22 protein-coding genes are annotated in these 17,496 nt (G+C 54.4%); 12 read left to right on the top strand and 10 right to left on the bottom strand.

Going from position 1 to position 17,496, the window contains the following annotated elements:
• Positions 1-113: 113 nt before the first annotated feature.
• Genes BM323_RS11520 through BM323_RS11500 form a run of 5 tightly spaced genes read left to right on the top strand, consistent with a single transcriptional unit; the run spans position 114 to position 4,970 of the window.
• Positions 114-1,295, top strand: coding sequence for an isochorismate synthase (locus tag BM323_RS11520; RefSeq protein WP_008104333.1), 1,182 nt, complete (start codon positions 114-116; stop codon positions 1,293-1,295).
• 10 nt (positions 1,296-1,305) lie between these two features.
• Complete coding sequence (locus BM323_RS11515; RefSeq protein ID WP_008104335.1) at positions 1,306-2,922, top strand: (2,3-dihydroxybenzoyl)adenylate synthase; 1,617 nt, start codon at positions 1,306-1,308, stop codon at positions 2,920-2,922.
• Between the two features lie 18 nt (positions 2,923-2,940).
• Positions 2,941-3,795, top strand: a complete 855-nt coding sequence (locus BM323_RS11510) for an isochorismatase (protein ID WP_091003749.1) — start codon at positions 2,941-2,943, stop codon at positions 3,793-3,795.
• Positions 3,792-4,550, top strand: coding sequence for a 2,3-dihydro-2,3-dihydroxybenzoate dehydrogenase (gene dhbA, locus BM323_RS11505; RefSeq protein WP_008104339.1), 759 nt, complete (start codon positions 3,792-3,794; stop codon positions 4,548-4,550). Before BM323_RS11510 ends, dhbA begins: the two co-directional genes overlap by 4 nt.
• 3 nt (positions 4,551-4,553) lie before the next feature.
• Positions 4,554-4,970, top strand: coding sequence for a hotdog fold thioesterase (locus BM323_RS11500; protein ID WP_008104341.1), 417 nt, complete (start codon positions 4,554-4,556; stop codon positions 4,968-4,970).
• A gap of 40 nt (positions 4,971-5,010) precedes the next feature.
• On the opposite strand, the gene cgtA is transcribed toward BM323_RS11500, so the two are convergent.
• The 3 genes from cgtA to rplU form a co-directional block, all read right to left on the bottom strand.
• Positions 5,011-6,186, bottom strand: a complete 1,176-nt coding sequence (gene cgtA, locus BM323_RS11495; protein WP_008104343.1) for an Obg family GTPase CgtA — start codon at positions 6,184-6,186, stop codon at positions 5,011-5,013.
• Positions 6,187-6,435: 249 nt separating this feature from the next.
• Positions 6,436-6,693 (bottom strand): 50S ribosomal protein L27, encoded by a 258-nt coding sequence (gene rpmA, locus BM323_RS11490; protein ID WP_007886647.1) that lies wholly within the window; start codon positions 6,691-6,693, stop codon positions 6,436-6,438.
• 15 nt (positions 6,694-6,708) lie between these two features.
• Complete coding sequence (rplU, locus tag BM323_RS11485; RefSeq protein ID WP_007886644.1) at positions 6,709-7,020, bottom strand: 50S ribosomal protein L21; 312 nt, start codon at positions 7,018-7,020, stop codon at positions 6,709-6,711.
• Positions 7,021-7,273: 253 nt separating this feature from the next.
• Between rplU and ispB the strand changes: the two genes are divergently transcribed.
• Both ispB and BM323_RS11475 read left to right on the top strand, forming a co-directional pair.
• Positions 7,274-8,245, top strand: a complete 972-nt coding sequence (gene ispB, locus BM323_RS11480) for an octaprenyl diphosphate synthase (protein ID WP_008104346.1) — start codon at positions 7,274-7,276, stop codon at positions 8,243-8,245.
• 234 nt (positions 8,246-8,479) lie between these two features.
• The gene (locus tag BM323_RS11475; RefSeq protein WP_008104347.1) at positions 8,480-8,761 is read left to right on the top strand and encodes a helix-turn-helix domain-containing protein; all 282 of its coding nucleotides are present in this window, start codon (positions 8,480-8,482) and stop codon (positions 8,759-8,761) included.
• A gap of 68 nt (positions 8,762-8,829) precedes the next feature.
• Here the strand turns inward: BM323_RS11475 and murA are convergent, their stop codons facing one another.
• The 7 genes from murA to mlaF form a co-directional block, all read right to left on the bottom strand.
• Complete coding sequence (murA, locus tag BM323_RS11470) at positions 8,830-10,089, bottom strand: UDP-N-acetylglucosamine 1-carboxyvinyltransferase (RefSeq protein WP_008104349.1); 1,260 nt, start codon at positions 10,087-10,089, stop codon at positions 8,830-8,832.
• 46 nt (positions 10,090-10,135) lie between these two features.
• Positions 10,136-10,393, bottom strand: a complete 258-nt coding sequence (ibaG, locus tag BM323_RS11465; RefSeq protein WP_008104351.1) for a BolA family iron metabolism protein IbaG — start codon at positions 10,391-10,393, stop codon at positions 10,136-10,138.
• A 114-nt stretch (positions 10,394-10,507) separates the two neighbouring features.
• Positions 10,508-10,813 carry a lipid asymmetry maintenance protein MlaB gene (mlaB, locus tag BM323_RS11460; RefSeq protein ID WP_008104353.1) on the bottom strand — a complete coding sequence of 102 codons (306 nt, stop codon included), beginning with the start codon at positions 10,811-10,813 and terminating at the stop codon, positions 10,508-10,510.
• Positions 10,813-11,448 (bottom strand): phospholipid-binding protein MlaC, encoded by a 636-nt coding sequence (gene mlaC / locus BM323_RS11455; RefSeq protein ID WP_036648371.1) that lies wholly within the window; start codon positions 11,446-11,448, stop codon positions 10,813-10,815. Before mlaC ends, mlaB begins: the two co-directional genes overlap by 1 nt.
• 18 nt (positions 11,449-11,466) lie before the next feature.
• Entirely contained in the window at positions 11,467-12,003 is a 537-nt protein-coding gene (gene mlaD, locus BM323_RS11450; RefSeq protein WP_008104357.1) for an outer membrane lipid asymmetry maintenance protein MlaD, read from the bottom strand.
• Between the two features lie 4 nt (positions 12,004-12,007).
• Positions 12,008-12,790, bottom strand: coding sequence for a lipid asymmetry maintenance ABC transporter permease subunit MlaE (gene mlaE / locus BM323_RS11445; RefSeq protein WP_007886633.1), 783 nt, complete (start codon positions 12,788-12,790; stop codon positions 12,008-12,010).
• Between the two features lie 4 nt (positions 12,791-12,794).
• Positions 12,795-13,610, bottom strand: a complete 816-nt coding sequence (mlaF, locus tag BM323_RS11440) for a phospholipid ABC transporter ATP-binding protein MlaF (RefSeq protein ID WP_008104360.1) — start codon at positions 13,608-13,610, stop codon at positions 12,795-12,797.
• Between the two features lie 227 nt (positions 13,611-13,837).
• On the opposite strand from mlaF, the gene BM323_RS11435 reads away from it, so the two are divergent.
• From BM323_RS11435 to lptA, 5 genes are read left to right on the top strand one after another with little or no spacing between them, the layout of a single operon-like run.
• Complete coding sequence (locus tag BM323_RS11435) at positions 13,838-14,821, top strand: calcium/sodium antiporter (RefSeq protein ID WP_008104362.1); 984 nt, start codon at positions 13,838-13,840, stop codon at positions 14,819-14,821.
• Positions 14,822-14,834: 13 nt separating this feature from the next.
• Positions 14,835-15,815, top strand: coding sequence for an arabinose-5-phosphate isomerase KdsD (kdsD, locus tag BM323_RS11430; protein WP_061718264.1), 981 nt, complete (start codon positions 14,835-14,837; stop codon positions 15,813-15,815).
• A gap of 13 nt (positions 15,816-15,828) precedes the next feature.
• On the top strand, positions 15,829-16,395 hold the full coding sequence (gene kdsC, locus BM323_RS11425; protein WP_008104366.1) for a 3-deoxy-manno-octulosonate-8-phosphatase KdsC: 567 nt from the start codon (positions 15,829-15,831) through the stop codon (positions 16,393-16,395).
• The gene (gene lptC / locus BM323_RS11420) at positions 16,392-16,964 is read left to right on the top strand and encodes an LPS export ABC transporter periplasmic protein LptC (protein ID WP_036648345.1); all 573 of its coding nucleotides are present in this window, start codon (positions 16,392-16,394) and stop codon (positions 16,962-16,964) included. The genes kdsC and lptC overlap by 4 nt, the downstream gene beginning before the upstream one ends.
• Positions 16,939-17,493 (top strand): lipopolysaccharide ABC transporter substrate-binding protein LptA, encoded by a 555-nt coding sequence (gene lptA / locus BM323_RS11415; RefSeq protein WP_036648348.1) that lies wholly within the window; start codon positions 16,939-16,941, stop codon positions 17,491-17,493. The genes lptC and lptA overlap by 26 nt, the downstream gene beginning before the upstream one ends.
• Positions 17,494-17,496: the final 3 nt, after the last annotated feature.

Genomic DNA, 17,496 nt, shown 5'->3' with positions numbered 1-17,496 from the left:
GCAGCTGAAATCCCGCGAATGGATTGACACCTTTGCCCAATCGACGTAGGTTACAGGCCCATAATAAAAATGATAATCATTCTTAATAATCTTATCATTTATAGGTGAAAATTATGGTGGAATCTTCCACGTTTGAAAATGCCTGGCTGAAGGATTATTCCGCGCTAAGCCGTGGTTTCCTCTTTACCTCGCCGTGGCGTAGTTTGGCAACGCAAGGATGCTATACCACCATTACCGCGCCGGTACATGACGCCGCGTCGCTGGACGGTGATTTCCAACAACAGCTGCGTCAGCATTTTGCGACGGCGAAAAAACATGGCATCGACAATCCGATTCTGGTCGGCGCGATCCCGTTTGACGTCAGCCAGCCGGCTGCGCTGTTTATTCCTGAAACCTATCAGACGTTTAACCGCGCCGACCTGCAAAGCGCGCTGCCGCAAAACGTCAGCGATCTGCCGCAGGTGCGTCGCCGCGCAGCGATACCGGACCACGACGTATTTACCACCATGGTGGCCGATGCGGTGGCGGCCACGCAGCGCGGCGATCTGGATAAAGTGGTGCTGTCTCGTCTGATGGATATCGTCACTGAACAACCGGTTGATACCGCCGCACTGATGCAGCGCGTGATTGCGCAGAATCCCAACAGCTACCATTTCCATCTTCCACTGCCGCAAGGCGGTGCGCTGATTGGCGCCAGTCCGGAGCTGATGCTGCGCAAACAGGGGCGCGATTTTAGCTCTTGTCCGCTGGCGGGCTCGGCGCGGCGCAATCACGACGATGCTCAACAGGATCGTGCAGCAGGCGATACGCTGATGGATTCCGGTAAAGATCGTCATGAGCACAAACTGGTGACCGATGCGATGCGCGACACCTTGCAGCCGCGTAGCCGTTTGCTGTCGGTGCCAACTATTCCATCGCTGATCACCACCGCCACTTTGTGGCATCTCGCCACGCAAATTGACGGTGAAGTGCAGGACGAACGCGAAAATGCGCTGTCGCTGGCTTGCCTGCTGCATCCAACGCCAGCGTTGAGCGGCTTCCCGCATCAGCGCGCGCAGCAGCTCATTCAGCAGCTGGAACCTTTTGATCGCCAACTGTTTGGTGGCATCGTCGGCTGGTGCGATAGCGAAGGCAATGGCGAATGGGTCGTCACCATCCGCTGCGGCACCGTGCAGGGTACGCGCGTGCGCCTGTTTGCTGGCGCGGGCATTGTCGCCGACTCCCAACCCGAATCAGAGTGGCGTGAAACCGGCGTGAAGCTGGACACCATGTTGCGCGCCTTTGGACTGCAATAAAGGAAAGAGCATGAGCATTCCCTATACTCGCTGGCCGGACGATCTGGCTGCGCGCTACCGCGAAAAAGGTTACTGGCTGGATGTGCCGATGACCGATATTTTGGCGCGTCATCAGCACAACGATGCCATCGCGGTGATTGATGGCGATCGTCAGATTAGCTATCGCGAAATGGATGTGCTGAGCAGCAACCTGGCCGCCGCGCTGCAGCGTCGTGGCCTGCAAAACGGCGATACGGCGCTGGTGCAGCTTGGCAACGTGGCTGATTTTTATGTCACGGTATTTGCGCTGTTTAAACTCGGCGTGGCGTCGGTATTCGCGCTGTTCAGCCATCAGCGTACCGAGCTGAGTGCCTATGCGGCGCAGATCGAACCTAAGCTGCTGATTGCCGATCGCACTCACGCGCTGTTTGCTGACGATAGCTTTATCAGCGCGCTATGCGATGCGCAGCCTTCACTGCAGCAGGTGATTCTGCGTAATGACAATCAGCCGGAAAACACGCTGGAATCCTTGATGGCGGAAGCTGCGGGTGATTTCGTCGCCACGCCAACTGCCGCCGATGAAGTGGCGTTTTTCCAGCTCTCCGGCGGCAGCACCGGCACGCCGAAGCTGATTCCGCGCACGCACAACGACTATTACTACAGCATCCGCGCCAGTGATGAGATCTGTGAAGTCACCGCCGATACGCGCTATCTCATCGCCCTGCCCGCACCGCATAACTTCGCTATGAGCTCACCGGGCTCGCTCGGCGTATTTTATGCCGGTGGTCAGGTGATTCTGGCCGCCGATCCCAGCGCCACGCTCTGTTTCCCGCTGATCGAGAAGTATCAGGTCACCGATACCGGTTTGGTGCCGCCAGCGGTGAGTTTGTGGTTACAGGCGATTCAGGAATGGGGCAGCAATAAACAGCTGGCCTCGCTGCAGCGTATTCAGGTGGGCGGCGCCAAACTGGGCGAAACCCTGGCGGCACGTATTCAGCGCGAAATCGGCTGTCAGCTGCAACAGGTGTTCGGCATGGCCGAAGGTCTGGTGAACTACACTCGCTTTGGCGACGATGAGAAAATTATTCTCACCACGCAAGGCCGCCCGATCTCTGAAGACGATGAAGTGTGGGTCGCCGATGAGCACGGTAATGCGCTGCCAACCGGCACCATCGGTCGCCTGATGACGCGCGGACCCTATACCTTCCGTGGCTACTACAAGAGCCCGGAACATAACGCTGCCAGCTTCGATACCAACGGATTTTACTGTTCTGGCGATCTGATTGAGATCGACGCGCAGGGCTACATCACCGTGCAAGGGCGCGAAAAGGATCAGATCAATCGCGGTGGCGAGAAGATCGCTGCGGAAGAGATCGAAAATCTGCTACAGCGCCATCCAGATGTGATCCACGCCGCGCTGGTGTCGATGAACGACGAACTGATGGGTGAAAAGAGCTGCGCCTTTATTGTCGCCAGCCAACCGATTAAAGCAGTGGCGCTGCGTCGTCACCTGCGCGAACTGGGCGTGGCCGAGTTCAAATTACCTGACCGTATTACCTGCGTAGATGCCCTGCCGCTGACGCCTGTCGGCAAGGTGGATAAAAAACGTTTACGCCAACAGCTTGCCGATCAACAAGCGCAAGCCTGACCTGTTCCGGAGATTGTAATGGCTATTCCAAAACTGAACTCTTACGCGCTGCCTGCAGCGACTGAACTGCCAACCAACAAAGTGAAGTGGGCGGTGGAACCTCAGCGTGCCGCGCTGCTGATTCACGATATGCAGGCTTATTTCCTCAATTTCTGGGGCGAAAATAGCCCGCTGGTTAATCAGGTGGTGGAAAACATCGCTCGCCTGCGCGCTTACTGCAAAGCGCAGGGCATTCCGGTGTTCTATACCGCTCAGCCGAACGAGCAGAGCGATGCCGATCGCGCGCTGCTTAACGATATGTGGGGACCGGGCCTGAACAAACATCCCGATCAACAGAAGATCGTTGATGCGCTGGCACCGGATCAGGACGACCAGGTTCTGACCAAATGGCGTTACAGCGCCTTCGTGCGCTCACCACTGGAATCGATCCTGCAGGAAATGGGGCGCGATCAGCTGATCATCACCGGCGTGTACGCACATATCGGTTGCCTGACCACCGCGACTGACGCCTTTATGCGTAACATCCAGCCGTTTATGGTGGCGGATGCGCTGGCCGACTTCACGCGTGAAGAGCACATGATGGCGCTGACTTACACCGCGGGTCGCAGCGGTAAAGTGGTAATGACCGCCGATCTGATGCCGCTGCCGTTGAGCAAAGACGATCTGCGCGCGCTGATTCTGCCGCTGCTGGAAGATGACGATGTGCCAGCAGATGACGAGAACCTGATCGATTACGGTCTGGATTCGGTACGCGTAATGGCGCTGGCGGCGCGCTGGCGTCAGGTGCACAGCGATATCGACTTCGTCAGTCTGGCAAAAAATCCGACCATCGATGGCTGGTGGGCGCTGTTATCAAGGGTGCCGACTAAATGAGTGCGACGTTCGATTTTAGCGGAAAGATTGTCTGGGTCACCGGCGCGGGCAAAGGGATTGGTTATCACACAGCGCTGAGCTTCCATCAAGCAGGTGCGCAGGTTATCGGCTTCGATCTGCGTTTCGATCAGGCCGACTATCCGTTCACCACGCAGGTATTGGATGTAGCGAACGCCGCCGAGGTGAAAGCGGTTTGTCAGCGTTTGCTGGCGGATCAGCCACGTCTGGATGTGCTGGTGAACGGTGCCGGCATCCTGCGTATTGGCAGCACCGATGAACTGTCGTTCGAAGATTGGCAAGCGTGTCTGGCGGTGAATGCCGGCGGCGCGTTCAACATGTTCCAGCAAACCTTGCCGGTGTTTCGCCAGCAGCGTGCGGGCGCGATTGTCACCATCGCCTCCAATTCGGCACATGCGCCGCGTCTTGGTATGTCCGCTTATGGCGCGTCCAAGGCCGCGTTGCGCAGCTTGTGTCTGACCGTGGGTTTGGAAATGGCTCCGTTCGGCGTGCGCTGCAATATCGTCTCGCCAGGTTCCACCGATACCGATATGCAACGCAGCCTGTGGCATACACCAGAAGCCGAGCAGGAGATGATTAATGGTTTCCCGGATCAGTACAAGCTGGGGATCCCGCTGCGTAAGATCGCTAAACCGCATGAGATCGTCGCGAACGTGATGTTCCTCGCTTCGGATCTTGCCAGCCACGTAGTACTGCAGGATATTGTGGTCGACGGTGGCGCAACGCTAGGATCCTAAGTGATGGCAATCTGGAAACGATCGGTCGATCTTGAAACGCTGAATAAGATGGGTGAGAACTCGCTGGTGGCACACCTTGGTATTGTGTTTACCACCATCGGCGAAGATTACCTCGAAGCCACCATGCCGGTGGATGCCCGCACGCAGCAGCCGTTTGGCCTGCTGCACGGCGGTGCTTCGGTGGTGCTGGCGGAGTCGATGGGATCGATCGCCGGGTATCTCAGCATCGAAGAAGGCAAAAGCGTGGTGGGCATTGAGGTGAGTGCCAGCCATCATCGCGCGGTGAGCAGCGGTGAAGTGCACGGCATTTGCCGCCCGCTACACCTTGGTGCGCGTAATCAAAGCTGGCAGATCGAGATTCGTAATGCCCGCGATCAGCTGTGCTGCACCTCGAGATTGACGGTGGCGGTGCTGGGTTAAGACATAAAAAAAGCGGCCTTCTGGCCGCTTTTTTGTGCGATTAACGCTGGTAAATGATTTCGACGCCTTCGTCGTCTTCTTCGTCCCAGTCGTCATCCCAATCGTCGTCTTCTTCCACTTCCTGCGCAGTTTCCATGGCTTCACGGTGATAATCATCCCACATGAAGGCCACTTTCTCTGGCTCTTTAGCTTCTTCTTCGGCTTCTTTTGGATTTTCGATGATAAAGCTCATCACATCCCAGCAAAGATCTTTCACGCCATCATGGCTAGCCGCAGAGATTAGGTAATATTTTTCTTCCCAGCCTAATGCTTCCACAACCGCTTTGGCACGGCTTTCCGCTTCTTCGCGGCTCAGCAGGTCACATTTGTTGAACACTAACCAACGCGGCTTCTGGAAAAGTTTATCGCTGTATTTCTCCAACTCGCCGAGAATGATGCGGGCATTTTCGACCGGATCAGATTCATCGATTGGGGCAAGATCGATCAGATGCAACAGCACGCGACAACGCTCAAGGTGCTTCAGGAAGCGAATACCCAGACCTGCGCCATCCGCTGCGCCTTCAATCAGGCCAGGGATATCAGCGACAACAAAACTCTTTTCGTTATCCATGCGGACTACGCCAAGGCTTGGCACCAGCGTAGTAAACGGATAATCCGCAACTTTTGGTTTCGCTGCGGAAACAGAGCGAATAAAGGTCGATTTACCGGCATTCGGCAGACCCAGCATACCAACGTCAGCCAGCAGCATCAGTTCTAGTTGCAGGTCACGCTTCTCGCCCGGTGTTCCCATGGTTTTTTGACGCGGGGAACGGTTAACCGAGGATTTAAAGCGCGTGTTACCAAGGCCATGCCAGCCGCCTTTCGCCACCATCAGCTTCTGCTCATGACGCGTCATGTCGCCCAGCGTTTCGCCTGTACCCTGATCAATGACGCGGGTACCAACTGGCACTTTAACGATGATGTCTTTACCACGTTTACCGGTGCAATCACGGCTTTGGCCATTCTGGCCACGTTCGGCACGGAAAGACTTTTCAAAGCGATAATCGATCAGGGTGTTGAGGTTTTCATCCGCCAACAGATACACGTCGCCGCCGTCGCCGCCGTCGCCGCCATCCGGGCCGCCTCTTGGAATATATTTTTCACGGCGGAAGCTTACGCAACCGTTGCCGCCATCACCCGCGACCGCAAGGATCGTCGCTTCATCTACAAACTTCATTTTATTTCTCCGTCACGCTGTCGTTCACGGCAGCTTGCAGGCCGCAAACGGGTCCGCCAGGGTCTTCTGCGCTGACCGACGGCGGATAATACAAGATTGGCAAAGCCAGGAGTACATAAATTGTACAACAACTGTGCTAAAGCGTAACTGTTATCCAGCAAGCTCAGTAGCAGAATGTAAAAAGCCCCGCAAAGCTGCGGGGCCTTTCATTCGTGTATTCAGACGTTAGACGTCTGCAGCACGACAACCTTACTCAGCAACGATGCTGATATATTTACGGTTGTTCGGGCCTTTAATCTCGAATTTTACTTTGCCGTCTGCGGTGGCAAACAGGGTGTGGTCACGACCACAACCTACGTTGCTACCTGCGTGGAATTTGGTGCCACGCTGACGAACGATGATGCTACCTGCCAGAACAGATTCGCCACCGAAACGTTTTACACCCAGACGTTTTGCGTTGGAGTCGCGACCGTTACGGGTCGAGCCACCAGCCTTCTTATGTGCCATTTGTCAGATCTCCTCTTACGCGCCGATCACAGTGATTTTCACATCTGTGAACCACTGACGGTGACCAGCTTGCTTACGGTAGTGTTTACGACGACGAAACTTAACGATTTTAATTTTCTCGCCACGACCGTGAGCCACAACTTCTGCCTTGATCACACCGCCTGAAACCAGTGGCGCGCCGATTTTCACGTCTTCGCCATTTGCGATCATCAGAACCTGGTCAAACTCAATGGTTTCACCGGTTGCGATGTCCAGCTTTTCCAGGCGAACGGTCTGACCTTCGCTTACTCGGTGTTGTTTACCACCACTTTGGAAAACCGCGTACATATAAAACTCCGCTTCTGCGCGTGCCTTTCTTGTTCATCAGGCGGCGCGATAAATATTCACAATAGGGCGCGAATTCTACGCAATACTCCAGCAGAAGACAAGAGCACTTTGCACTCTCTTGCAGAAAAAAAGCGCAAGGCGAATGCAAACGTTTCGCAACCCGATTTTTCAAGTACAATCAGTAACAGATTACCTGAACTCACGCTGTTTAAAGCGCTTACCATGCAAAAAACGAGTAAAGCTGAAAAGACGAATGAACTTAGAACAGATTAATGAATTAACCGCGCAGGACATGGCGGCCGTCAACCAGACCATCCTCGAGCAGCTGAATTCAGAAGTCTCACTGATTAACCAGTTGGGCTATTACATTATCAGCGGCGGGGGCAAACGCATCCGTCCGATGATCGCTGTGCTGTCGGCACGCGCGCTGAATTATCAGGGATCGTTGCACATCACCAATGCGGCGCTGATCGAATTTATCCATACGGCGACGCTGCTGCACGATGATGTGGTGGATGAATCCGATATGCGCCGTGGCAAAGCCACCGCGAACGCCGCGTTTGGTAATGCGGCTAGCGTGCTGGTGGGCGATTTTATCTATACGCGCTCATTCCAGATGATGACCAGCATGGGATCCTTAAAGATCCTGGCGCTGATGTCGGAAGCGGTCAACGTGATCGCCGAAGGGGAAGTGCTGCAGTTAATGAACTGCAACGATCCCGACATCACTGAAGAGAGCTACATGCGGGTGATCTACAGCAAAACCGCCCGCCTGTTCGAAGCAGCTTCGCAAGCATCGGCGATTTTAGCTGATGCTTCGCCAGCGCAGGAAAAAGCGCTGCAGGATTATGGTCGCTATCTTGGCACCGCTTTCCAGTTAATTGATGATTTGCTGGATTACAGCGCGGATGGCGAAACGCTGGGTAAAAATACCGGTGATGACCTGAGCGAAGGCAAACCGACGCTACCGCTGCTGCACGCGATGCACAACGGAACGCCTGAACAGGCGCAGATGATCCGTAAAGCCATTGAAGAAGGCAACGGTCGTCACCTGCTGGAACCGGTGCTGGCTGCAATGCAACAAACTGGCTCGCTGGAATGGACGCGCAAACGTGCTGAAGAAGAGGCGGATAAAGCTATTTCAGCACTGCAAGTATTACCCGAAAGCCCGTGGCGCAGCGCACTAGAAGCGCTGGCGCACATGTCAGTACAACGCGACTTCTGATTTTAACGGGGCCTGCATTGGTCCCGTTTCCTTCCTCACTCTTCTCCCCTTTCACTTACATCGCTTGCATTGCTTTTGCGAAAAGCGACGCAGTTTCGTGCGCCGTTCAAACATTTACTGGAAATTAACTGGAAACATTTGCTATAAAAATGCGGGTTTTTTCCAGATATCTCTGCAACGGGAAAGCTTTTTCAGCGGAGATGAAGTAATAACACGGACACGGAGAAGAAAGTTATGTACCCAAGGAAAGTGGATTGGCACCCGGCAGATATCATTGCTGCATTACGTAAGAAAGGCACATCACTGGCAGCACTGTCACGTGAATCAGGGCTCAGCTCGTCAACATTGGCCAATGCGCTATCGCGACCCTGGCCCAAAGGCGAATGGCTAATCGCCAATGCGATTAAGGTGCATCCGGCAGAGATCTGGCCGAGCCGATATTATGATCCTTTTACCGGCCTGCTGAAGGATCGCAAAAAGCGCATACGCTCACCCAAAGATCGTAAAAAGATCTGACCATACTGCAGATGAAAAAAAACCAGCCGCGTTGCCGTGACTGGTTTTTTAATGCGCAAAGGTAAAAATTATTCGCCGCTTACGCGCTCGATATTTGCACCCATCGCTTTCAATTTATCTTCGATATGCTCATAGCCACGGTCGATGTGATAGATACGATCGACTAACGTGGTGCCTTCTGCAATACAACCCGCCAGCACCAGGCTCGCTGATGCACGCAGATCGGTAGCCATCACCTGCGCACCCGACAAGGTCTCAACGCCATGACAAATCGCAGTGTTGCTTTCGATTTCTGCATGCGCGCCCATACGAATCAGTTCAGGGATATGCATGAAGCGGTTTTCGAAGATGGTTTCGGTAATCACACCGGTTCCTTCTGCCACCAGGTTGAGCAGCGTGAACTGCGCCTGCATATCAGTTGGGAAGCCCGGATGCGGCGCCGTGCGGATGTTCACCGCTTTTGGACGCTTGCCGTGCATATCCAGGCTGATCCAATCTTCGCCCACTTCGATCTCTGCACCAGCCTCACGCAATTTAGACAACACCGCATCCAGCGTATCAGGCTTAGTGTTGTGGCAAACAACTTTGCCACGTGAAATCGCTGCTGCGACCAGGAAAGTACCGGTTTCGATACGATCTGGCAGAACGCGATAAACGCCGCCGCCCAGACGCTCAACACCTTCGATGGTGATTTTGTCTGTGCCTGCGCCCGTGATTTTCGCGCCCAGCGTGTTGAGGAAGTTTGCCGTATCGACAATCTCCGGCTCACGCGCGGCGTTCTCAATAATGGTGATGCCGGTAGCCAGCGTAGCAGCGCTCATGATGGTGACGGTAGCGCCAACAGACACTTTATCCATCACAATGTGCGCGCCTTTCAGGCGGCCATTGACAGAAGCTTTAACGTAGCCTTCTTCCAGCTTAATTTCCGCACCAAGCTGTTCCAGGCCAGTAATGTGCAGATCGACCGGACGCGCACCGATAGCGCAACCGCCCGGCAGTGAAACCTGGCCCTGACCAAAACGCGCCACCAGCGGACCCAGCGCCCAGATCGAAGCACGCATGGTTTTCACTAAATCGTATGGCGCACTGAAAACATTAACTTCGCGAGCATCAACGTGGACCGAACCATTGCGCTCAACGCGCGCACCCAGCAGATTCAGCAGCTTCATGGTGGTATCGATATCACGCAGCTTCGGTACGTTCTGAATCTCTACCGGCTCTTCAGCCAGCAGCGCAGCAAACAGAATCGGCAACGCAGCATTCTTCGCCCCGGAAATGGTCACTTCACCACTTAAACGAGTGGGGCCTTGCACACGAAATTTGTCCATTAACACGGCTCTCAATTATCTATCAATAAAACAACCGGTGAGGCACTTAGAAACCGTTGAGTTTACGGTCGCGCGCCCACTCGGCTGGGGTATAAGTTTTGATGGAAACCGCATGAATACGGTTATCCGCAATATATTCCATCAGCGGCGCATACACAGCCTGCTGCTTCTTCACGCGGCTCAATTCGCCGAACATTTCGCCCACCGCGATGACCTGAAAATGGCTGCCATCGTTGCTGAGTACGTGTACTTCTTCTAATGCCAGCGCCTGCATCAGCACGGCCTGAACTTCACTATTTTCCATTGCTCGTTACTTCGCTTAATAATAATAAGGCTGCCATCTTAGAGGAAAGCGCCTGACTCTTAAATACGCAAAAGCCCCTGAAAAAATCAGGGGCTTAGCTTCGACATCCGCAGATCAGGCGATTTTTTCCGCAGAAACAATAATCTGCTGCAGGTTATACAGCGTGATCAGCGACTGGAGTTTATCGGAGATGCCAGAGAAAAGTGGCGCGCTGCCTTGGGCTCGCGCGATTTCACGCAGATGCACCAGCAGCGCTAAACCCGCTGAATCCACCCTTTCCAGCCCGGCAACATCAATGGTGGTGATATCCGCCACCGCAGTGTCACGTTCCTGCCACAAGGTCAGCAAAGTATCACGATCTAATTTGCCGCTTAGGGCCAGCGTGCTGGCAGTACGCTGCCAGCGTAACGGTTCACTCATTATTGCTTTTTATCCAGGGTGATCGGCTGTGCTGCATAGACTTTCAGCTGAGCCGTCAGGCCATCAATGCCTTTGGTGCGCAACAGATCGCCCCACTCATTCTGTTTGGTGGTGATCATGCTGATGCCTTCAGCCACCATGTCATACGCCTGCCAGTTGCCGGTCTGGCTGTTCTTACGCCACTGGAAATCGAGACGCACTGGCGGACGCCCGTTCGGATCGATAATGGTGACGCGAATCGCCACGATATTGGCATCACCAATCGGCTGTTCCGGCTGGATTTGGTAAGTTTGACCGTTATACAGCGCCAGCGCCTGGCCGTAAGCCTGCGCCAGATAATCACCGAACGCGGCAAAGTAGGCATCACGTTGCGCCGGTGTCGCATCACGATAATAGCGGCCGAGAACCAACGCACCGGCATATTTTACCTGCACGTACGGCATCAGTTCCTGACGCACCACTTCACGCAGATAGTTCGGATCCTGCTTAATCTTTGGCTGTTCATTTTTCAGGCGGGTAAAGGTCTTATCCGCCGCTTCGTTCATCAGCTTGTAAGGATTAGTTTGATCCGCTGCGGCGTTGGCTGCCAGCGGTGCGATTGCCAACACAGCAATCATCAGTAAACGTTTAAACATCATGTTTTACCTCGTAGGTTATTCCGTTGTTGCAGGTGCTGCTGGTGCACTCTCCGCGCCCTGGGATTTGTTGTCGGGTTTATTATCGCCGCTCTTATAGAGGAATTGACCGATCAGGTCTTCCAGCACCAGTGCCGATTTGGTGTCACGCAGGGTGCCGCCATCTTTCAGCATCGATGAGCCAAGCTCGGGATCGTCAAAACCTAAATTCAACGCCAGGAACTGCTCACCAAGCAGACCTTGGGTGCGGATGGCTAATGAGCTGGTGTCTGGAATCTTATTGGCGAATTTATCGCTGATATCCATGGTTACACGCGGTGAAAGAGTTTTCTCATCCAGCGCGATATCTGACACCCGACCAATTAGCACGCCGCCAATTTTTACCGGAGAACTGACTTTCAGTCCGCCGATATTATCGAAGGTGGCATACATCTTCCACGTCGGTTCGGTGCCGATTGTTTTGAGATCGGCGACGCGTAGGGCGAGGAATAATAGCGCCAGCAGCGCAGCCAGCATGAAGACGCCAACCCAGATTTCGTTTTTCTTGCTTTGCATTGCATCAATTCCCAAACATCAGTGCTGTCAGCACAAAATCCAAACCGAGTACCGCCAGTGAAGCATGCACCACGGTACGCGTCGTCGCCCGACTGATCCCTTCCGAGGTCGGGATGGCATCATAGCCATTAAATAGCGCAATCCAGGTTACCGTAACGGCAAAGACCGCGCTTTTGATCATGCAGTTAACGACATCAGTGCGGAAATCCACCGCGTTCTGCATCGCCGACCAGAAGAAACCCGGATCGATCCCTTTCCAGCTCACGCCCACCAGCGCGCCACCGGCAATACCGACGGCGGTAAAGATCAGCGCCAGCAGCGGCATGCTGATAAAGCCGGCCCAGAAACGCGGTGATACCACGCGACGTAACGGATCGACGGCCATCATCTCCATGCTGGAGAGCTGTTCGGTGGCTTTCATCAGCCCGATTTCAGCGGTTAACGCTGAACCTGCACGGCCTGCAAACAGCAACGCCGTGACGACCGGACCGAGTTCACGCAGCAGCGAGAGCGCCACCAGCATGCCAAGGCTGGTTTCAGCGTTGTAGGTGGTGAGCACCAGATAGCCTTGCAGACCCAGTACCATGCCAATAAACAGGCCGGATACCACGATGATCAGCAACGATAACACGCCCACGCTGTAGAGCTGTTTTACCAGCAGCGGCGCATGGCGACGAAAAGCCGGCTTACCCACCAGCGCATGAAATAGCATGAGGCCTGCGCGGCCAAAAGCGGCACAGGTATTAATTCCCTGACGTCCAAATGACGCTAGCGCCTGTAACAACATCAGTTTACGTTCTCCCTGAGCGGGTCAAGTCGCTGAGATAATCGCCAGCGGCAAAGCGAAACGGCACCGGACCATCCGCATGACCCTCGATAAACTGGCGCACACGCGGATCGGGATTTTCCCGCAGTTCCGGCGCGCTGCCCTGAGCAATAATTTTTTGTCCGGCAACAATATAGGCATGATCGGCAATGCTCAATACCTCAGGCACATCGTGTGAAACCACAATGCAGGTCAGGCCCAAAGCATGATTCAGTTCGTCAATTAACTTCACCAGCACGCCCATGGTGATCGGATCCTGGCCGACAAAAGGCTCATCGAACATGATCAGCTCCGGTTCCAGCGCGATAGCACGCGCCAGCGCCGCACGGCGCGCCATACCGCCAGAGAGTTCGGCAGGCATCAGTTTCGCAGCACCACGCAATCCCACCGCTTCCAGCTTCATCAATACGGTGCTGTGCAACAGTTCTGGCGGCAACTGCGTATGTTCACGCAACGGCCAGGCAACGTTTTCATACACGTTGAGATCGGTAAACAGCGCGCCTGACTGAAACAGCATGCTCATTTTTTTACGCGCTTCGTACAATTTCGTGCGGGAAAGCGTCGGGATATTCTGATCGCGGAACCAAATCTCGCCTTTGTCGGGCTGTAATTGCCCGCCAATCAGACGTAAAAGCGTGGTTTTACCAATTCCGGACGGCCCCATAATTGCGGTGACTTTGCCGGCGGGTACCGTTAACGAGATATCGTCAAAGATTGTACGATCTCCGCGCGTGAAACTGACGCCACGAACCTCAACCAGATTCGTTTGCTGCTGGATCATCTTTACCTCTTTATGCGGATCGGGCGCTATCAAAGCGGTGGATGGTAGCCTGGTAGCCTCGAATGCACGATAGTTTTACAGAAACTTACCCACTTAGTGTGGCGAAAACGGCCTTAAAATTTACTTTTGCCTCTCAGACAGTCAAAATCAGCGCCTGTTAGTGCGTGCAGAATGTTTTTACCTGTCGGACAAGGTTCGCCGACACCTCCATCCATCAAGGATTTTTAATGTTCGTAGCCTCTGCCTTGCTGTTTATCGGATTGATTTTACTGGTTTACGGCGCCGACCGTCTGGTATTTAGCGCCGCGATCCTCTGTCGATCCTTTGGCATCCCACCGCTGATCATAGGTATGACGGTGGTGAGCATTGGCACATCATTGCCGGAATTGATCGTCTCGTTTTCGGCCGCGCAGCATGGACAGATGGATTTAGCGGTCGGCACCGCGCTGGGCTCGAACATCACCAACATTCTCTTGATTCTGGGTGGCGCAGCGTTGCTCCATCCATTGACAGTACACTCCAATCTGATTCGGCGCGAACTGCCATTAATGCTGCTAGTCTCACTGCTCAGCGGCATCATGCTGTTTGATAATCACCTCAGCCGTCTTGATGGCGTTGCGCTGCTACTGATCGCGCTGGGTTATCTGCTGGTGGTGATCCGCATTGCTCGCCGTGCTGAACGTGATAATAACGACACGCTAACCCGTGAACAGCTGGCCGAACTGCCGCGCGATGAAGCCGGCAACACCGTGGCCTTCCTGTGGCTGGCAGTCGCGCTAATTATTCTGCCGATGTCAACGCGGATGGTGATCGACAACGCCACCGTCTTTGCCGACTACTTCGGTGTGAGCGAACTGGTGATGGGCCTGACGCTGATTGCCGTCGGCACCAGCTTGCCCGAACTGGCCACCGTTGTGGCCGGCGCGCTGAAAGGTGAGGACGATATCGCTATCGGTAACCTGATCGGCGCCAACATTTTCAATCTGGCGATTGTGCTCGGCCTGCCAGCGCTGATTCATCCCGGCAGCGTTGATGCGCATGCCTTCGCGCGTGATTACTGGGTGATGCTGGCAGTGAGCGTACTGTTCGCCCTGCTCTGCCTGCTGCGCAAACGCCGTATTGGCCGTATCGCAGGCACACTATTATTAGGTGGTTTTATCGCGTGGGTGCTGTGGCTGTGGCTTAGCCCCATGCTTATCACAAGCTATTAAGGACGGACTGACCATGTCACATCAGCAACCGGATTTCGATTTCCAGCAAGCAGGTAAAGCGGTGCTGCGCATCGAACGCGAAGGGCTGGAGCAGCTTGATCAATATATCAATGACGATTTCGATCGCGCCTGCGCGATGATCTTTGCCTGCCGAGGCAAAGTGGTGGTGATGGGCATGGGAAAATCCGGACATATCGGTAAAAAGATGGCCGCGACTTTTGCCAGCACCGGAACGCCCTCTTTCTTTGTGCATCCCGGTGAAGCCAGCCACGGCGATCTCGGCATGGTCAGCACAAATGATGTGGTGATAGCGATTTCCAACAGCGGTGAGTCCGGCGAAATCCTTGCGTTGGTGCCGGTGTTAAAGCGCCAGAAGGTGCAGCTGATTTGTATCACCGGCCGTCCGGAAAGCGCGATGGGCCGCGCGGCGGATGTGCATCTGTGCGTGAAAGTGCCGCAGGAAGCCTGTCCGCTCGGCCTGGCACCGACCACCAGCACCACCGCGACCTTAGTCATGGGTGATGCGCTCGCCGTGGCGTTGCTGGAAGCGCGCGGATTTACCCAGGAAGATTTTGCGCTGTCGCATCCCGGCGGTGCGTTGGGCCGCAAACTGCTGCTGCACGTCAGCGATATCATGCACAGCGGCGATGAAATCCCGCACGTCAGCCGTGATGCCTCAATGCGCGATGCGCTGCTGGAAATTACCCGCAAGAATCTTGGTTTAACGGTGATTGTTGATGACCTGATGAAAATCGAAGGCATCTTTACCGATGGTGACTTGCGCCGCGTGTTCGATATGGGCATCAATTTCCAGACTGCCAGTATTCAGGACGTGATGACCAGCGGCGGTATTCGCGTGCGCCCGAATATGCTCGCGGTCGATGCCCTTAATCTGATGCAAAACAAAAACATCACCGCCCTGCTGGTGGCCGATGACGATCGCCTGCTCGGTGTGGTACATATGCATGACATGCTGCGCGCTGGCGTAGTCTGAACAGGAAGAAACAATGAGTGCTGAAACAGCGATGGTCGAGACGTGCTACGGTCCGGTGAGCGCAGAAGTCATGGCGCGTGCTGCGCAGATTCGCCTGCTGATTTGTGACGTCGATGGCGTGATGTCGGATGGCGTGATTTACATGGGCAACAGCGGTGAAGAGCTGAAGGCTTTTAACGTGCGCGATGGTTATGGCGTGCGTTGCTTGCTGACCTCCGGCGTCGAAGTGGCTATTATTACCGGCCGCAAAGCAAAACTGCTGGAAGATCGCTGTAAGACACTCGGCATTACGCATCTTTACCAGGGACAATCGGATAAGCTTTTGGCCTGGCGGGAACTCCTGGATAAACTGTCATTGACCGCCGATCAGGTCGCCTACATTGGCGATGACCTGATCGACTGGCCGGTGATGGCGCAGGCGGGTTTGAGCGTGGCCGTTGCCGATGCCCACCCAATTTTACTGCCGCGCGCGCATTATGTTACCCGCATTGCCGGTGGGCGCGGCGCTGTACGTGAGTTGTGCGATCTGATCTTGATGGCGCAGAACAAATTTGAGGATGCCAAAGGGCAATCAATATGAGTAAGAGCAGGCGTTGGATGACGCTGATCCTGGCCTTGATCGCCTTAGTGCTGATCGGCTGGAATCTCACCAACCAGGATGACGACCGAACGCCGGTGGCGACTAACGATCAAGCGCCAACCTACACCAGCGAGAAATCGAACACGGTGGTGTATAACCCAACAGGCGCGCTGGGCTATAAGCTGGTCTCCGATAAAGTCACCTACTTTGCTGCCGATGAGATAAGTTGGTTCGATAATCCGGTGATGACCACCTATGACGTAAACAAAGTCGCGACATGGTCGGTGCGCGCCGATAAGGCAAAGCTGACTAAAGATCGTATGCTTTATCTTTATGGCAACGTTGTCGTCAATACTTTGACCCAGGATTCACAGCTTGAGCGCATCCTTACCGATAACGCTCAGGTTAATTTGGTCACCCAGGATGTGACATCTGACGATCAAGTCACCCTTTTTGGCCGCAGTTTTAATTCCACTGGCATGAAAATGCGCGGCAATTTACGGACGAAACATGCTGAGCTGCTTGAAAAGGTCAAAACTTCCTATGAAATTCAAAATGAACAAAAATAGCCTTAAGTTATTGCTGGTGAGTACGCTACTGGCAACGAGCCTGCCTGCGCTGGCATTAACCGGTGACTCAGACAAGCCGGTGAATATTGACTCCGTCAACCAGGCGCTGGACCTGCAGGGCAACGTCGCGACCTTTACCGGCAACGTGATTGTGACCCAAGGTTCCATCAAGATTACCGCCGATAAAGTGGTCGTCACCCGTCCGGGCGGCGATAGCAAGAAAACCATCGTCGATGCTTACGGCACGCCAGCGACCTTCTATCAGATGCAGGATAACGGTAAGCCGGTGCAAGGCCACGCCAGTAAACTGCACTATGAACTGGCGAACGATTTTGTTGAGCTGACCGGTAATGCCTTCATTCAGCAGCAGGATAGCAACATTAAAGGCGACCGCATCACTTACCTGGTGAAAGAGCAGAAGATGCAGGCGTTCAGCCAGGGTGACAGCAAGCGCGTGACCACCGTTCTGGTTCCGTCGCAGCTGCAGGACAAAAACGGTTCGTCCGCGAGCCCTAAAAAGAGTAACTGATTG

This window comes from Pantoea sp. YR525, from assembly GCF_900116775.1.
Taxonomy (GTDB): domain Bacteria; phylum Pseudomonadota; class Gammaproteobacteria; order Enterobacterales; family Enterobacteriaceae; genus Pantoea; species Pantoea symbiotica.
This window is presented reverse-complemented; position numbering and strand designations above follow the sequence as displayed.

Excerpts from the sequence above, each read along its gene's own strand:
- BM323_RS11510 (WP_091003749.1), top strand. The coding sequence starts at position 2,941 with ATGGCTATTCCAAAACTGAACTCTTACGCGCTGCCTGCAGCGACTGAA.
- mlaE (WP_007886633.1), bottom strand. The coding sequence starts at position 12,790 with ATGTTGTTACAGGCGCTAGCGTCATTTGGACGTCAGGGAATTAATACC.
- lptC (WP_036648345.1), top strand. The coding sequence starts at position 16,392 with ATGAGTAAGAGCAGGCGTTGGATGACGCTGATCCTGGCCTTGATCGCC.
- BM323_RS11500 (WP_008104341.1), top strand. The coding sequence starts at position 4,554 with ATGGCAATCTGGAAACGATCGGTCGATCTTGAAACGCTGAATAAGATG.
- BM323_RS11475 (WP_008104347.1), top strand. The coding sequence starts at position 8,480 with ATGTACCCAAGGAAAGTGGATTGGCACCCGGCAGATATCATTGCTGCA.
- BM323_RS11515 (WP_008104335.1), top strand. The coding sequence starts at position 1,306 with ATGAGCATTCCCTATACTCGCTGGCCGGACGATCTGGCTGCGCGCTAC.
- cgtA (WP_008104343.1), bottom strand. The coding sequence starts at position 6,186 with ATGAAGTTTGTAGATGAAGCGACGATCCTTGCGGTCGCGGGTGATGGC.
- BM323_RS11435 (WP_008104362.1), top strand. The coding sequence starts at position 13,838 with ATGTTCGTAGCCTCTGCCTTGCTGTTTATCGGATTGATTTTACTGGTT.
- ispB (WP_008104346.1), top strand. The coding sequence starts at position 7,274 with ATGAACTTAGAACAGATTAATGAATTAACCGCGCAGGACATGGCGGCC.
- mlaF (WP_008104360.1), bottom strand. The coding sequence starts at position 13,610 with ATGATCCAGCAGCAAACGAATCTGGTTGAGGTTCGTGGCGTCAGTTTC.
- mlaB (WP_008104353.1), bottom strand. The coding sequence starts at position 10,813 with ATGAGTGAACCGTTACGCTGGCAGCGTACTGCCAGCACGCTGGCCCTA.
- BM323_RS11520 (WP_008104333.1), top strand. The coding sequence starts at position 114 with ATGGTGGAATCTTCCACGTTTGAAAATGCCTGGCTGAAGGATTATTCC.
- mlaC (WP_036648371.1), bottom strand. The coding sequence starts at position 11,448 with ATGTTTAAACGTTTACTGATGATTGCTGTGTTGGCAATCGCACCGCTG.
- murA (WP_008104349.1), bottom strand. The coding sequence starts at position 10,089 with ATGGACAAATTTCGTGTGCAAGGCCCCACTCGTTTAAGTGGTGAAGTG.
- dhbA (WP_008104339.1), top strand. The coding sequence starts at position 3,792 with ATGAGTGCGACGTTCGATTTTAGCGGAAAGATTGTCTGGGTCACCGGC.
- lptA (WP_036648348.1), top strand. The coding sequence starts at position 16,939 with ATGAAATTCAAAATGAACAAAAATAGCCTTAAGTTATTGCTGGTGAGT.
- rpmA (WP_007886647.1), bottom strand. The coding sequence starts at position 6,693 with ATGGCACATAAGAAGGCTGGTGGCTCGACCCGTAACGGTCGCGACTCC.
- kdsC (WP_008104366.1), top strand. The coding sequence starts at position 15,829 with ATGAGTGCTGAAACAGCGATGGTCGAGACGTGCTACGGTCCGGTGAGC.
- rplU (WP_007886644.1), bottom strand. The coding sequence starts at position 7,020 with ATGTACGCGGTTTTCCAAAGTGGTGGTAAACAACACCGAGTAAGCGAA.
- mlaD (WP_008104357.1), bottom strand. The coding sequence starts at position 12,003 with ATGCAAAGCAAGAAAAACGAAATCTGGGTTGGCGTCTTCATGCTGGCT.
- kdsD (WP_061718264.1), top strand. The coding sequence starts at position 14,835 with ATGTCACATCAGCAACCGGATTTCGATTTCCAGCAAGCAGGTAAAGCG.
- ibaG (WP_008104351.1), bottom strand. The coding sequence starts at position 10,393 with ATGGAAAATAGTGAAGTTCAGGCCGTGCTGATGCAGGCGCTGGCATTA.